Annotated in this window: 16 protein-coding genes; 15 read left to right on the top strand and 1 reads right to left on the bottom strand. The window is 48.7% G+C overall.

From position 1 onward, the window contains the following. Positions 1 to 23: 23 nt before the first annotated feature. From MUB35_RS20735 to rpsA, 4 genes are read left to right on the top strand one after another with little or no spacing between them, the layout of a single operon-like run. On the top strand, positions 24 to 1,262 hold the full coding sequence (locus MUB35_RS20735) for an NAD(P)/FAD-dependent oxidoreductase (protein ID WP_244806765.1): 1,239 nt from the start codon (positions 24 to 26) through the stop codon (positions 1,260 to 1,262). A 21-nt stretch (positions 1,263 to 1,283) separates the two neighbouring features. Beyond that, complete coding sequence (cmk, locus tag MUB35_RS20730; protein ID WP_244806764.1) at positions 1,284 to 1,952, top strand: (d)CMP kinase; 669 nt, start codon at positions 1,284 to 1,286, stop codon at positions 1,950 to 1,952. An 11-nt stretch (positions 1,953 to 1,963) separates the two neighbouring features. Continuing rightward, positions 1,964 to 2,815 carry a 4-hydroxy-3-methylbut-2-enyl diphosphate reductase gene (ispH, locus tag MUB35_RS20725; protein ID WP_033141756.1) on the top strand — a complete coding sequence of 284 codons (852 nt, stop codon included), beginning with the start codon at positions 1,964 to 1,966 and terminating at the stop codon, positions 2,813 to 2,815. Continuing rightward, positions 2,796 to 3,890, top strand: coding sequence for a 30S ribosomal protein S1 (rpsA, locus tag MUB35_RS20720; protein WP_033141755.1), 1,095 nt, complete (start codon positions 2,796 to 2,798; stop codon positions 3,888 to 3,890). Before ispH ends, rpsA begins: the two co-directional genes overlap by 20 nt. 104 nt (positions 3,891 to 3,994) lie before the next feature. Here rpsA and MUB35_RS20715 read toward each other — a convergent pair whose 3' ends face one another. Further along, complete coding sequence (locus MUB35_RS20715) at positions 3,995 to 5,110, bottom strand: ribonuclease H-like domain-containing protein (protein WP_244806763.1); 1,116 nt, start codon at positions 5,108 to 5,110, stop codon at positions 3,995 to 3,997. Between the two features lie 175 nt (positions 5,111 to 5,285). Here MUB35_RS20715 and MUB35_RS20710 point away from each other — a divergent pair, with 175 nt between their 5' ends. The 11 genes from MUB35_RS20710 (at position 5,286) to ruvA (ending at position 13,881) form a co-directional block, all read left to right on the top strand. Next, on the top strand, positions 5,286 to 6,185 hold the full coding sequence (locus tag MUB35_RS20710) for a putative ABC transporter permease (protein ID WP_033141754.1): 900 nt from the start codon (positions 5,286 to 5,288) through the stop codon (positions 6,183 to 6,185). A gap of 38 nt (positions 6,186 to 6,223) precedes the next feature. Then, positions 6,224 to 7,546 carry an electron transport complex subunit RsxC gene (rsxC, locus tag MUB35_RS20705; RefSeq protein WP_033141753.1) on the top strand — a complete coding sequence of 441 codons (1,323 nt, stop codon included), beginning with the start codon at positions 6,224 to 6,226 and terminating at the stop codon, positions 7,544 to 7,546. 12 nt (positions 7,547 to 7,558) lie between these two features. Then, the gene (locus tag MUB35_RS20700) at positions 7,559 to 8,518 is read left to right on the top strand and encodes an RnfABCDGE type electron transport complex subunit D (RefSeq protein WP_033141752.1); all 960 of its coding nucleotides are present in this window, start codon (positions 7,559 to 7,561) and stop codon (positions 8,516 to 8,518) included. Continuing rightward, entirely contained in the window at positions 8,515 to 9,129 is a 615-nt protein-coding gene (locus MUB35_RS20695) for an RnfABCDGE type electron transport complex subunit G (RefSeq protein ID WP_033141751.1), read from the top strand. Before MUB35_RS20700 ends, MUB35_RS20695 begins: the two co-directional genes overlap by 4 nt. Position 9,130: 1 nt before the next feature. Beyond that, complete coding sequence (gene rsxE / locus MUB35_RS20690; protein WP_033141750.1) at positions 9,131 to 9,832, top strand: electron transport complex subunit RsxE; 702 nt, start codon at positions 9,131 to 9,133, stop codon at positions 9,830 to 9,832. Positions 9,833 to 9,844: 12 nt separating this feature from the next. Then, positions 9,845 to 10,426, top strand: coding sequence for an electron transport complex protein RnfA (locus tag MUB35_RS20685; RefSeq protein WP_033141749.1), 582 nt, complete (start codon positions 9,845 to 9,847; stop codon positions 10,424 to 10,426). Positions 10,427 to 10,439: 13 nt separating this feature from the next. Then, positions 10,440 to 11,228, top strand: coding sequence for an RnfABCDGE type electron transport complex subunit B (locus MUB35_RS20680; RefSeq protein WP_033141748.1), 789 nt, complete (start codon positions 10,440 to 10,442; stop codon positions 11,226 to 11,228). Then, positions 11,228 to 12,241 carry an FAD:protein FMN transferase gene (locus tag MUB35_RS20675; RefSeq protein ID WP_244806762.1) on the top strand — a complete coding sequence of 338 codons (1,014 nt, stop codon included), beginning with the start codon at positions 11,228 to 11,230 and terminating at the stop codon, positions 12,239 to 12,241. Before MUB35_RS20680 ends, MUB35_RS20675 begins: the two co-directional genes overlap by 1 nt. 101 nt (positions 12,242 to 12,342) lie before the next feature. Further along, a complete protein-coding gene (locus MUB35_RS20670) occupies positions 12,343 to 12,714 on the top strand; it encodes a NusG domain II-containing protein (RefSeq protein WP_052099517.1) in 372 nt (123 codons plus the stop codon). 61 nt (positions 12,715 to 12,775) lie between these two features. After that, entirely contained in the window at positions 12,776 to 13,267 is a 492-nt protein-coding gene (locus MUB35_RS20665) for a Gx transporter family protein (protein WP_244806761.1), read from the top strand. Further along, positions 13,264 to 13,881: a Holliday junction branch migration protein RuvA gene (ruvA, locus tag MUB35_RS20660; protein WP_033141746.1), complete on the top strand. Its 618-nt coding sequence runs from the start codon at positions 13,264 to 13,266 to the stop codon at positions 13,879 to 13,881. The genes MUB35_RS20665 and ruvA overlap by 4 nt, the downstream gene beginning before the upstream one ends. Positions 13,882 to 13,891: the final 10 nt, after the last annotated feature.

The following is a 13,891-nucleotide window of genomic DNA, read 5'->3' as shown; positions in this document are numbered from 1 at the left end:
TTACGCGAATAAAGGAGCCCGCAATGGCAAAAATAATCATTATCGGCGGCGGAGCTGCCGGCATGTTCGCATCTGTGTTTCTGGCTGAGAAAGGTCATCAGGTGCATGTGTTTGAAAAAAATGAAAAATTAGGCAAAAAGCTTTTTATTACCGGAAAAGGACGCTGTAATGTCACAAATGACTGTGACCCGGAGACGTTCTTTGAATCCGTGGTATCCAATCCGAAATTTTTGTACAGCGCCTACTATGGGTATACCAGCCAGGATGTGACCGCATTTTTTTCTTCCCTGGGTGTTAAGCTGAAGACGGAAAGGGGAAACAGGGTATTTCCCCTATCGGACCACTCCTCGGATATTATCCGGGCACTGGAGGCCAGGATGCGCGAGGCGGGTGTGAAAGTACATCTGCATGCTGAGGCGGCAGGACTTCTCCTCAAGGACGGCTGCGCTGTGGGAATCAGGCTTTCGGACGGAGCAGAGATTTTGGGAGATAAGGTGATCGTGGCATGCGGAGGATATTCTTATCAGGCCACCGGCTCCACCGGGGACGGCTACCGCTTTGCAAAAGAGGCAGGGCATACGGTTACGGAACTGTTTCCCGCTCTGGTACCTCTGGAGGTCAGGGAGGCTTATGCAGGCCGGATGCAGGGGCTGGCGCTTAAAAATGTCCGTTTTACGGTGAAGGACGGGAAAAAGGTGCTCTATGATGAGTTCGGGGAACTTCTTTTTACACATTTCGGCATCTCCGGACCTTTGGTGCTGACAGCCAGCTCAAAGATCGCGAAAAGGCTGAAAAAGAAAGAGCTGCAGGGATATATTGACGTAAAGGCGGCACTGTCCGAGGAACAGCTCGATGCCAGGATCCTGCGGGATTTTGAGGAGAACAGGAACCGGCAGTTTAAAAACTCCATAGGAAGTCTGTTTCCGGCTAAAATGGAGCCTGTTATGCTGGAGCTTTCCGGGATACCTCCGGAAAAGAAAGTCAATGAGATCACCAGGGAGGAGAGGCGGCATTTTGTCTCTCTGATCAAGGCGCTGCCGCTGACCATAACAGGGCTGCGGGATTTTAAGGAAGCAATCATCACCCAGGGCGGTGTGAAGACCGGGGAGATTTCCCCGGGAAGCATGGAGTCAAAAAAAGTTAAGGGTCTTTATTTTATCGGAGAGGTTCTGGACCTGGATGCGGTGACAGGCGGATTCAATCTGCAGATTGCCTGGTCCACGGCATTCGCGGCGGCTTCCTCCATAAATGAGAGTATATAAACAAAGGAGATTTAAAATAAGATGGCATTTAACATTGCGATTGACGGTCCGGCAGGTGCCGGTAAAAGCACCATAGCCAGAGCGCTTGCAAAAAGGCTTTCCTACATCTATGTGGATACAGGGGCCATGTACCGCGCTATGGCGCTTTACTTGCTGAGAGAGGGCATATCCGCAGAGGACAGCGGCAGGATAGAAGAGGCCTGTGAACGTGTGGATATCTCTATTATATATGAGGACAATGTTCAGAAGGTGCTTTTGAACGGCGAGGACGTAAGCAGCCTTATACGCAGCGAGGAGGTTGGGAATATGGCCTCCAAAAGCGCGCAGAACGGCAGAGTCCGGGAGAAGCTGGTAGAGCTGCAGAGACAGCTGGCGTCTAAGACAGATGTGGTGATGGACGGCAGAGACATCGGCACCTGTGTACTGCCCGGGGCAGATGTGAAAATATATCTGACGGCCAGTGTCCACACAAGGGCGGTAAGGCGTTATAAAGAATATCTGGAAAAGGGTATGGAAGCGGATCTGGCTCAGATTGAAGAAGATATCGAGAAGCGGGATCATCAGGATATGAACCGGGAGATCTCGCCGCTTAAGAAGGCAGAGGACGCGGTCCTTCTGGATTCTTCCGACATGACAATTGAGGAAGTTTTGGATGCCATGACCGCTGTCTGTGAAAAGAAAAAGAGCTGAAGGAGCTGGGAATGGAAGTAAAAACAGCGAAAAGCGCCGGCTTCTGTTTTGGTGTGAAGCGGGCAGTGGAAAAAGCATATGAGGTTGCCGGGGAGAAAAAATCCGGTGTGTATACCTATGGGTCTATCATTCACAATGAAGAAGTGGTGGGAGATCTGGAAAAGAGAGGCGTCTCGGTTCTGAACAGTGAAGAGGAGCTTAAGGCCCTCTCCGAAGGAACTGTTATCATCCGATCCCATGGAGTGCCGAGAAGGATTTACGAGGTACTCAGGGAAAAAGGACTGGACTATGTGGATGTGACCTGTCCCTTTGTGCTGAAGATTCACAGGATCGTGGAGCGGGAAAGCCGTGCAGGACGTCATATTGTCATCATCGGAAATAAAGACCACCCTGAGGTGGAAGCGACCCGGGGCTGGTGTGAAGGTCCATCCACGGTCATTGAAACAAGGGAAGAGGCCGAAAAATTCCTTCTGGAAGGCCATGAAAAGGTATGTATTGTATCGCAGACGACATTTAATTACAAGAATTTTCAAGAACTAGTTGAAATTTTAGCCAAAAAGAGGTATGATAGACTTGTTTTAAATACGATTTGCAATGCAACCAATGAGCGACAGGCAGAAGCGGCAGAGATTGCAAAGACAGTAGACGCCATGATTGTCATAGGAGGCAAACATAGTTCGAACACCCAAAAGCTGTTCGAGATATGTAAAGGCGTATGTAAAAACACATACTATATACAGACACTTGCTGACTTGGATTCTGATAGTTTTCGATCCATTCAATGTGTAGGTATTACAGCAGGGGCTTCAACCCCAAATAAAATAATTGAGGAGGTTTCAAAACATGTCAGAATTAAGTTTTGAACAGATGTTAGACGAATCATTTAAGACAATCAGAAATGGGGAGGTAGTCGAAGGTACTGTCATCGGTGTTAAAGAAGATGAGATTATCCTGAACATTGGCTATAAAGCAGATGGTATCATCACAAGAAACGAATATTCCAACGATTCTAATCTTGACCTGACTACAGTAGTTTCCGTAGGAGACACCATGGAGGCAAAGGTTCTGAAAGTCAACGACGGCGAAGGACAGGTTCTCTTGACATACAAGAGACTGGCAGCTGAGAAAGGCAATAAGAGACTGGAGGAAGCTTTTGAAAATAAAGAAGTCCTGACAGCAAAAGTAACACAGGTTCTGGACGGCGGTTTAAGTGTTGTCTTAGATGAGGCAAGAGTGTTCATTCCGGCAAGTCTGGTATCCGATTCTTATGAAAAAGACCTGACAAAATATCAGGATCAGGAAATTGACTTTGTGATCACAGAGTTCAACCCGAGAAGACGCCGTATCATCGGTGACCGCAAACAGCTTCTGATGGCTAAAAAAGCTGAGATGCAGAAAGAGCTGTTCGAGAGAATCCATCCGGGTGATGTGGTTGAGGGAACAATCAAAAACGTAACAGATTTCGGTGCTTTCATTGATTTAGGCGGAGCTGACGGCCTGCTTCACATCTCTGAGATGTCCTGGGGCAGAGTAGAGAACCCGAAAAAGGTATTCAAAGCCGGTGAGCCGATCAAAGTGCTGATCAAAGATATCAACGGTGATAAGATTGCCCTGAGCCTGAAATTCGAGGATCAGAACCCATGGCTGGATGCAGCAGAAAAATACGCTGCAGGCAACATCGTGGAAGGCAGAATCGCACGTATGACAGATTTCGGTGCATTCATTGAGCTGGAGCCCGGTGTAGATGCTTTACTGCATGTATCCCAGATTTCCAGAGCACACGTGGACAAACCGTCTGATGTATTATCCGTAGGACAGATTGTTACAGCAAAAGTTGTAGACTTCAACGGAGAAGAGAAAAAGATCAGCCTGAGTATGAAAGCTCTGGAGCCGGCTTCTGAAGACAGAGAAGAAGCTGCTTACGACACAGAGGAATAAGAAACAGAAATAAAAAAGGCGGGAGTGCTGTGCGCATTCTCTGCCCTGTAACATAAAAGGCCGGCAGCGAAGCACATTCGCTGCCGGCCTTATTTCCTTTTTTATCAGACACGTATCTGGCTTTTCAGATATTCAGACAGAAAAGAAATCTGCATTTCCGGATTTCTAAGAAAGCTGTCTGTCCACTGGATATAGCAGTCGCCGGATTCATAGGAGGATTTTAAAAGAGGGATTTGGGGAGCGCCGAAAGCCCGGAGAAAATAACCGCTCACCCTTTTGCAGCAGTTGGAGGCTTTGGCTTTTTCCCGGCAGGCCGGGTCCACGTATACGCCCACACTTTTGTGGACTGCTTCATCTTCCAGTGGAAGATAGTAATAATTCTTATAGTCAGGATAATAATATTTTAAAGTGCCTTCCAAAAGAGGCATTTTCATTTTGCAGCAGTCCTTTTCCAGAGTAACATAAGCGCAGGGCAGTGAAAAAGAGAGCCGGGTGGGAAAGGAGAGCGGAAGCTGCACAGTAAAGAGGACTTCCTGAAGGAGGCTTCCGTCCATGGCCCTGTCTGTCACTGCCGTTATATCCCGCATCCGGAAATTCCCCCTGAGAAGGGCCAGAAGGGCGCCGAAGGCTAAAAGGCAGCCCATGCCCTCCACGTCATCATGATTGTGAAGGAACAGGAGGTTTAAAAGTGTCTCCCCGCCTGTTTTGGCATAGGTGCGGTAGACCTTGATCAGTTCCTTTCCGTCCATAGCGTCCTGCCGTCTGTACCCTGCCAGCGGCTCTAAGGATTTCTGGCGGAAATTTTCGGTCTGCAGGATCGTGCGCAGGGGGCGGAGTGTCCGGTACAGATCCACAGACACAGCGTCTTTGAAGGGCGATGTAAGCCGGTAGCTTTGATATTTGTGCTGCAGGTAGGGAATATCAAAGGTGCTGCCGTTAAAGTGCAGGAAACAGCGTTTCCGGGCGCACAGAGACTGAAAGGCTTCCAGCACGGCGTATTCCTCCTTCTCATTCTCCTTTTGGGCGAGAAACTGTATCATTTCCCATTTCCCGTCTGTACAAAGAGCAGCACCGATCAGATACACCCGGCTGTTTCTATGGCTCAGACCGGTGGTCTCAATATCAAAAAATAAAATGTCATCTTCTTCAATATCTGCGGGAAGAAAGAGTTTAGCACTTTCTGGCAGAAATTGATAATTAAATATCTTGTTTGTTAGCATTTTAACAATAACCTTTCTGATTGTATCAAAAATAATACGAAAAATAGCCAAATCATTGTAGCAGTTTTTTGAAAATAATGTTATATTATATAAAGACGTAATAAATACCCAATGGGGCATCTCTGACTTATGTATAGCAAATATGCCCCTGAAGGGACATAAGAAGGAGGCGTCTATGGATTTTAAAGTTGCAGGAATCTCTCTGTATTATATCATAAACTGGTTTTTTATCTATAGTTTTTTAGGATGGGTGTGGGAATCCTGTTACGTTTCTGTAAAATCAAAAAAACCTGTGAACAGAGGCTTTATCAACGGTCCGTTCTGTACCATTTACGGGTTCGGCGCTGTCAGCGTCTATCTGATTCTGAAAGACTTTGATCAGAATCTTCTGGTGCTCTACATAGGAGGCGTGGTGGTTGCCACTGTGCTGGAATATATAACCGGATGGCTCATGGAGACGATCTTCCATACCAGATGGTGGGATTACAGCAAAAAAAAGTGCAACCTGCACGGGTATATCTGTCTCGGTTCTTCCCTTGCCTGGGGTGTCTTCACCGTTCTGCTCTTTGAGGTGTTCCATCCTTTTGTGGAATGGCTGACCAATCTTTACCCTGTTTCCATCGGAAAGATTGCCGTGAGCGTTGTGGCGGTTCTGTACAGTGCGGATTTTGTTACCTCCGCAGTGGCAGCATTCGGCATCAGCAAGAAATTAGCAAAACTGGAGGATATGATGGAAGAGCTGACCGCATACCTGCAGACTACAAAACTATATGAGACAAAAGAAGAAATCAGCGACAGACTGGAAGAAATCAGAGCTTTCAACCTGGCCGAGGCTGCGGAAAAAATCGGTACAAAGAAAGCGGAGTTCTCAAAACTGTTGGAGGAGCGCTTTTCTCTATCTGAAAACTATCTGGAAAAGAAAGCGGAGCTTGAGAGACGTATGGATGAATTCTCAGAAAAATACTTATCTGCAAGGAAAAAATCCAACATTGTCGGAAAACGTATGATCCATGCTTATCCTGGACTGCGTGCAGAGTTCCGGCGCTATAAAGAAAGAAAAGCCAAAAAACATTAACTGGCTTCTTAATTATTCAATTAAAGGAGGGACTACACATGGCGTTTTTAACCTTTAAGGGCGGCGTACACCCTTATGATGGAAAAGAACTGTCAAAAGACAAGCCTATCACGGATTACCTGCCGAAACAAGAGCTGGTCTATCCGCTATCACAGCACATAGGCGCACCTGCAAAGGCCATTGTGGCAAAAGGTGACCATGTACTGGCCGGGCAGAAAATTGCTGAGACGGGAGGTTTTGTTTCCTCACCCATTCACGCATCCGTTTCCGGTACCGTAACTGCAGTTGGCAAAGTGCGGAACAATATGGGGAACATGGTGGATGCTGTTACTGTGGAGAATGACGGGAAATACGAGAGTATTGAAATGCAGAAAGTGGACTCTCTGGATGCACTTTCCAAAGAGGAGATCATCAAAAGGATTCAGGACGGCGGTGTTGTAGGTATGGGCGGAGCTGGTTTCCCTACCCATGTGAAGCTGTCTCCGAAGGAACCGGACAAAATTGAGTATGTTCTGGTAAACGGAGCGGAATGTGAGCCGTATCTGACCTCAGATTACCGCAGGATGATGGAACAGCCTGAACTGGTAGTGGGAGGGCTGAAATGCATGCTGAAGCTTTTTGACAATGCAAAGGGATGTATCTGCATTGAGGACAACAAACCGGATTGTGTCGCAAAGATGACAGAGATCGTAAAGGATGAGCCGCGCATAGAGGTAAAGACCCTCAAGACAAAATACCCTCAGGGCGCTGAGCGCTGTCTGATCAATGCCGTTACGGAGCGGGAGCTGAATTCATCCATGCTTCCTGCGGACGTGGGCTGCGTGGTGGACAATGTGGATACGGTCTGCGCCATCTGCAGGGCTGTCATGGAGGGACGCCCCGTAATAGAGAAGATCGTCACTGTGACAGGGGACGGTATTGCAAATCCCCAGAACTTCCGGGTAAAGACCGGAACCAGTTTCGCGGAACTGATCGAGGCAGCCGGGGGCTTTAAAGGCTCTGTGGAGAAAGTGATCTCCGGCGGCCCCATGATGGGCTTTGCCATGTTTGATTACCATGTGCCCATTGTGAAGACTTCATCTGCCATTCTGTGTCTGACAAAAGACGTGGTGGCAGCCAATGAGGAGTCGGCCTGTATCAACTGCGGACGCTGCGTCAGCGGATGTCCCGCAAGGCTTGTTCCGTCCCGTCTGGCAACATATGCGGAGGAGGGACAGGAAGAACTTTTTGTGAAATTCAATGGTATGGAGTGTGTGGAGTGCGGATGCTGCAGTTTTGTCTGTCCGGCAAAGAGGCCTCTGACCCAGTCTGTCCGGTCCATGAGAAAAATGGTTCTTGCCAACAGGAAAAAGCCAAAGTAGGAGGAGAATAACATGAGTGACTTATTACATATTTCATCTTCGCCTCATGTGCGGTCGAAGGTGAGCACCAGCGGCATTATGGGCACGGTACTGCTCGCGCTGCTGCCGGCAGCTTTATTTGGTATCTATAATTTCGGGCCTCACGCGCTTCTGCTGATTCTCATATCCATGGCGACCTGCGTGGCTACAGAGGCCGTGTATGAACACTTTATGCACAAAAAACTGACGATCAAAGACTACAGCGCGGCTGTGACCGGCCTTCTTCTGGCCCTGAACCTGCCGCCGTCCGCACCCTGGTGGATTCCGGTCATCGGCGGTGTGTTTGCTGTCTTAGTGGTAAAACAGCTCTTCGGCGGACTGGGACAGAACTTTATGAACCCGGCTTTGGCGGCAAGATGCTTCCTTTTGATCTCTTTTACAGGCAGGATGACAAACTTTGCCGTACCTGAAAGTGCCTGGGGAAATGTGGTGGATACCGTGTCAGGTGCTACCCCTCTGGCAGCTTTAAAGGCAGGGGAGAGTGTTGATATCATGAGCCTGTTTCTGGGCAATGTACAGGGAACCATTGGTGAGACTTCTGCCCTGGCTATTTTGGTCGGCGCGGCCATTCTGCTGGGAACAAAAGTGATTGACTGCAGGATTCCGCTCACCTATATCGGTACCTTTGCCGTATTTGTGCTGCTGTTCGGCGGACACGGCTTTGATATAAACTATCTTGCAGCCCATCTCTTCGGCGGCGGTCTGATGCTGGGTGCCTGGTTCATGGCAACGGATTACGTGACCACACCGATCACGAAAAAGGGACAGTTGGTGTACGGTGTCTGTCTCGGCGTATTTACCGGACTTTTCCGTATTTTCGGCGGTTCAGCGGAAGGTGTTTCCTACGCCATCATTTTCTGCAACCTTCTGGTGCCTCTCATTGAGCGTGTCACCATGCCGGTTGCATTCGGAAAAGGAGGTAAGAAAGCATGAAAAAGAACACGATTTTAAAAGATACGCTGATTCTTACCGTCATAACCCTGATTTCCGGCCTGCTTTTGGGTCTGGTCTATCAGATCACAATAGATCCGATCGCTGAGCAGAAGGAGAAGGAAAAACAGGAGGCTTATATGGCTGTTTTCGCGGACGCAGACTCCTTTGAGCTGTGTGTTCCGGCGGAAGATGCGGATCTGGCAGCTTATCTGTCAGAGAACGGCTACACAGCCCAGACAGTCAACGAAGTGATGAAAGCTCTGGACGCACAGGGCGAAGTGCTGGGATATGCCATCAATATGACCACATCCGAAGGATACGGCGGAGATATTACCTTTTCCATGGGAATCCAGAATGACGGCACCATGAACGGGATTGAAATCCTGGAGATCGGCGAGACTGCCGGCCTTGGCATGAATGCTCAGAAAGATGATTTCAAGAATCAGTTTAAAGATAAAAAAGTCGATAAATTTGAAGTGACCAAAACCGGATCGCAGTCAGACAGCCAGATTGATGCCTTAAGCGGCGCAACCATCACATCCAAGGCTATGACAGGCGGCGTCAATGCCGGTCTGTGTGCATTCCAGTATGTAGTAGAGGAGGCTAAATAGGATGAGAGAAAATTCACCTGCGGAGCGTTTATATAACGGTATCATCAAAGAAAATCCTACCTTTGTCCTGGTACTGGGTATGTGTCCGACTCTGGCAGTTACAACGGCAGCCATCAATGGTATCGGCATGGGCCTTACCACTACCGTGGTGCTCATGATGTCCAATCTGTTCATTTCCCTTCTTCGGAATATCATTCCGGATAAGGTGCGTATGCCCGCTTACATTGTGATCGTGGCATCCTTTGTTACTGTGGTACAGCTTTTGCTGGAAGGATTCATCCCTTCCCTCTATGATTCCCTGGGAATCTATATTCCCCTTATCGTAGTAAACTGTATCATTCTGGGAAGAGCGGAATCTTTTGCTTCCAAGAATACTCCTGTGGCTTCCATCTTCGACGGTATCGGCATGGGTCTTGGCTTTACCCTTTCCATTACCATCCTGGCAGCTTTCCGTGAACTGATCGGTGCGGGAACCGTGTTCGGATTCCAGGTTATGCCGGGCGCTTATGAGCCGGCAACGATTTTCATCCTGGCACCGGGAGCCTTTTTCGTACTGGCATTTCTGGCAGCCCTGCGCGCCAGAATACAGGATAAGAAGCCAAAAGAAGAACAGCATCCTGTACACTGTATGGAAGGCGGCTGTGCAACCTGCGGCAACAAATCCTGCAGCGGCAAATTTTACGACAACACGGAGAAGAAATAGGAGGATAGGAGCATGAAAGAATTATTGATTATTGCGGTCGGCGCTGCAGTAGTAAACAACGTTGTGCTGAGCCAATTCCTGGGATTGTGTCCGTTCTTCGGCGTTTCCAAGAAAATTGAGACCGCAGCGGGTATGGGCGGAGCAGTTGTCTTTGTTATCACGCTGTCCTCCCTGGTCACCAGTCTGATTTATAAGTATCTGCTGGCAAATCCACATGTGAATATGCAGTTCCTGCAGACAATTGTCTTTATTCTGGTCATTGCAGCCCTGGTACAGTTCGTGGAGATGTTCCTGAAAAAGTCCATGCAGGCCCTTTATCAGAGTCTGGGTGTGTATCTGCCTTTGATCACCACCAACTGCGCGGTTCTCGGCGTAGCGGTCATCAATGTGCAGAAGGAGTACAATGTGCTTCAGAGTACCGTAAATGGTTTTGCCACAGCCGTTGGCTTCACCATCTCCATTGTACTTATGGCGGGTCTGCGTGAGAAGATGGAATACAATGATATTCCGAAATATTTCCAGGGATTTCCCATGGTACTGTTGACAGCCGGTCTGATGGCCATTGCTTTCTTTGGCTTCTCCGGCATAATCTAAGGAGGCGCGAGATATGGTTACAGGAATTGTAATTGCGGCGGTTTTGGTAGGCGGCGTAGGCCTCTTTATCGGAGTGTTCCTGGGAGTAGCAGGAAAGAAATTTGCCGTAGAAGTAGATGAAAAAGAAATATTAGTCAGGGAAGAGCTTCCGGGCAACAACTGCGGCGGCTGCGGATATCCGGGCTGCGACGGCCTTGCGGCAGCAATCGCAAAAGGCGAGGCGCCTGTGAATGCCTGTCCCGTAGGCGGTGCGCCTGTGGCAGCCAAGATTGGTGCAGTCATGGGAGAAGAAGTGGGAGAGACAGTGCGCATGACTGCATTCGTAAAATGTGCCGGTGACTGTGAAAAAACAACGGAATTATACGAATATACAGGAGTTTCGGATTGTAAGATGATCTCCCAGATGCAGAACGGCGGAGCAAAATCCTGCAGCTTTGGCTGTCTGGGTTCCGGAAGCTGTGTCAAGGTTTGTCCTTTTGACGCGATACATATAGTGAACGGCATTGCTCTTGTGGACAAGGAAAAATGTAAAGCCTGCGGAAAATGTGTGGCAGCCTGTCCAAGACATCTGATCGAGCTGATCCCTTATGAGCAGAAGCACGCGGTCGCCTGCAGCTCCAAAGAAAAAGGAAAAGCAGTCATGAATGCCTGCAAGGTGGGCTGTATCGCCTGCAAAAAATGTGAGCGAGAATGTCCGGCACAGGCCATCACCATTGAGGACAATCTGGCGCACATTGATTCTGAAAAATGCACCAACTGCGGCAAGTGTCAGGAAACCTGCCCGAGAAAGATTATCTGCTGATGAATAAGAAACAAATATTTATTTTCATATGTCTGACTGCAGTCTGCCTTTTGGTGGGCGGCTGCGGTCAGAAAAAAAAGGACATGGTGTCAAAAAAGGGATTCTTTTTTGACACCATGATTTCTGTTTCTATCCTTTGTGAGGAGCAGGAGCAGGGAGAGCATGTGCTGGATGAGGCATTTGCCAAATGTGCTGAATATGAGGATATATTCAGCCGGACAAAAGAAAACAGTGAGCTTTACCGTCTGAATCACAGAACAGAGAGCGAGGCAGTGGTGTCCGAGGATTTATATGCGCTGCTCTCCTGTGCGAAGGAGTATTATGAGGTGACAGGCGGAAGATTTGATATCTCAGTGGCACCGCTGTCGGATCTGTGGGATTTTAAAAATGAAGATCCAAAGGTTCCCGATGAGGAGGAGATAAAAAAGACACTTGAAAAAGTGGGGTATTCCCGGGTGCATCTGGAAGCAGGGGATAAAGTGAAATTTGATGATCCGAATACCATGCTGGATTTGGGCGCGCTGGCCAAGGGGTATATTGCGGACAGGCTGAAAGAGTATCTGGTATCAGAGGGAATCGAGAGCGGGTATATCAATCTGGGGGGGAATGTGCTGACCATCGGGGGAAAAGAGGATGGGAGTCCCTGGGAGATTGGGATACAGAAGCCGTTTGCCGAGAGGAATGAGATTGTGGCTTATGTGGATGCGGCGGGGAGTTCCGTGGTGTCGTCAGGGATTTATGAGAGATACTTTGAAGCTGACGGAGAGTTGTATTACCATGTGCTGGACCCGGAAACAGGATATCCGGTGGAGACGGATCTGGCGCAGGTGACGATTTTGTCAAAGAGTTCGCTTGAGGGGGATGCGCTTAGTACCAGTTGTCTGATACTTGGGTATGAGAAAGGGAGGAAATTGATTGAGAATACGGCGGGGGTTGAGGCCGTGTTTGTGAGGAAAGATGGGAAGGTGGAGGCTACGGATGGGGTGGAGCTTAAAGGGGACGGAAAAGACTGACACCCCGCCCTCCCCGCCTTATCCAGTCCCTATTGCCACCAAAATCCCCCTCTTGCGAACGTATATTTGCATTTTGGTTCTTCTTATGTTAGAATGTTAAAATGAAAATGAAAAAAAGAGATATAGGACTGATTGGCATTGTATTGCTGATCGCTTTTTTATGCTGGTTTATTCCCTATGTACGGGGGCAGTTTACATATGAAAAGGCACAGCTTCGTATTACCGTGGACGGGGAAGAGTATGGGGTGTATTCGCTGGAGGAAGACCAGGTCATCCGTATAGGGGATACGAATGTGTGTGAGATAAAGGATGGGTATGTGACGATGACGGAGGCGGACTGTCCGGATCATCTCTGTATGAAGCAGAAGAGGATTTCAAAGACCGGCGGTACGATTGTCTGTCTGCCTAACCGGGTAGTGCTGGAGATTGTAAGCAGGGAGTCCTCGGAGGGGCCGGATGTGGTGGCGTCATAGAGAGAGGATAAGATTCAAGGGCAGCGGTGTAAGACTGTTGAGGATGCAGGGAGATAAGGATATGAAGAAGACAGCGTATATGGGGCTGTTTGCAGCGGCTGCCATTATATTCGGGTATGTGGAGACCCTGCTGCCGGTTTTTGCGGGCATTCCCGGGATTAAGCTGGGGCTGGCAAATCTGGTCACTGTGATTCTGCTGTACCTTTTCGGATGGAGAGAGGCGGCAGTTGTCTCTTTTATCAGAATACTGGTGATTGGATTTATGTTTGGAAATCTGTTTTCCATATTGTTCAGTCTGGCAGGGGCGGGGCTGAGCCTGCTGGTCATGGTGCTCTTGAAAAAGAACGGCGGTTTTTCCGTGGCAGGTGTGAGTATTGCCGGCGGTGTGACACACAATATCGGACAGATTCTGATCGCAGTCTGCGTGGTGGAGAATGTGAATCTTTTTTACTATCTTCCTGTACTTCTCATAGCAGGGCTTCTGACCGGACTGCTGATTGGTATTCTGTCCGGTGAGATTATGAAACGAATACCTGGAAAGGACTTGACATGATTGCATACTTAAAAGGCGAAGTGGTTGAAATAGAAGAGGAAAAACTGATTCTGGAGTGCGGAAATATAGGATATAATGTCTCCATGCCCGCCTCTGCCCTGGACGGCACCCTGCGTCCGGGACAGGAAGTGAAAATACATACACATCTCCATGTGCGGGAGGATGCCATGCAGTTGTATGGCTTTCTCACGCGGGATGATCTGAAAATGTTCCGGATGCTTCTTGGTGTCAGCGGGATCGGGCCGAAGGCGGCTCTTGGGATTCTCTCCGGGCTGTCCGCAGATGAGCTGCGTTTTGCAGTGCTTTCGGATGATGTGAAGACGATTTCTAGAGCGCCCGGTGTGGGGAAGAAGACAGCGCAGAAGATGATCCTGGAGCTGAAGGACAAGCTGGACTTACAAGAGGCGTTTGATACGAAGACCATGCATGTGCAGGAAGCCTCCCAGACGGAGACCGGGGACCTTGTGGATGCCAAAAAGGAAGCTGTGCAGGCCCTCACCGCGCTTGGGTATTCCGGCAGCGAGGCTTTGCGGGCTGTGAAGCAGGTGGATGTGACTTCCCACATGAACGTGGAGGAGATACTGAAACTGGCATTGAAAAAAATGAATTTTTAGCGGGATGAGA

The sequence above is a fragment of the Blautia sp. NSJ-175 genome, assembly GCF_022867815.1.
GTDB lineage: Bacteria > Bacillota > Clostridia > Lachnospirales > Lachnospiraceae > Blautia > Blautia celeris.
Note: the sequence above shows the minus strand (reverse complement) of the source record. Positions and strands in the feature narration are given on the sequence as shown.

Bases quoted from the DNA above. Each gene is read 5' to 3' on its own strand.
- MUB35_RS20735 (WP_244806765.1), top strand. From the start codon at position 24: ATGGCAAAAATAATCATTATCGGCGGCGGAGCTGCCGGCATGTTCGCA.
- cmk (WP_244806764.1), top strand. From the start codon at position 1,284: ATGGCATTTAACATTGCGATTGACGGTCCGGCAGGTGCCGGTAAAAGC.
- ispH (WP_033141756.1), top strand. From the start codon at position 1,964: ATGGAAGTAAAAACAGCGAAAAGCGCCGGCTTCTGTTTTGGTGTGAAG.
- rpsA (WP_033141755.1), top strand. From the start codon at position 2,796: ATGTCAGAATTAAGTTTTGAACAGATGTTAGACGAATCATTTAAGACA.
- MUB35_RS20715 (WP_244806763.1), bottom strand. From the start codon at position 5,110: ATGCTAACAAACAAGATATTTAATTATCAATTTCTGCCAGAAAGTGCT.
- MUB35_RS20710 (WP_033141754.1), top strand. From the start codon at position 5,286: ATGGATTTTAAAGTTGCAGGAATCTCTCTGTATTATATCATAAACTGG.
- rsxC (WP_033141753.1), top strand. From the start codon at position 6,224: ATGGCGTTTTTAACCTTTAAGGGCGGCGTACACCCTTATGATGGAAAA.
- MUB35_RS20700 (WP_033141752.1), top strand. From the start codon at position 7,559: ATGAGTGACTTATTACATATTTCATCTTCGCCTCATGTGCGGTCGAAG.
- MUB35_RS20695 (WP_033141751.1), top strand. From the start codon at position 8,515: ATGAAAAAGAACACGATTTTAAAAGATACGCTGATTCTTACCGTCATA.
- rsxE (WP_033141750.1), top strand. From the start codon at position 9,131: ATGAGAGAAAATTCACCTGCGGAGCGTTTATATAACGGTATCATCAAA.
- MUB35_RS20685 (WP_033141749.1), top strand. From the start codon at position 9,845: ATGAAAGAATTATTGATTATTGCGGTCGGCGCTGCAGTAGTAAACAAC.
- MUB35_RS20680 (WP_033141748.1), top strand. From the start codon at position 10,440: ATGGTTACAGGAATTGTAATTGCGGCGGTTTTGGTAGGCGGCGTAGGC.
- MUB35_RS20675 (WP_244806762.1), top strand. From the start codon at position 11,228: ATGAATAAGAAACAAATATTTATTTTCATATGTCTGACTGCAGTCTGC.
- MUB35_RS20670 (WP_052099517.1), top strand. From the start codon at position 12,343: ATGAAAATGAAAAAAAGAGATATAGGACTGATTGGCATTGTATTGCTG.
- MUB35_RS20665 (WP_244806761.1), top strand. From the start codon at position 12,776: ATGAAGAAGACAGCGTATATGGGGCTGTTTGCAGCGGCTGCCATTATA.
- ruvA (WP_033141746.1), top strand. From the start codon at position 13,264: ATGATTGCATACTTAAAAGGCGAAGTGGTTGAAATAGAAGAGGAAAAA.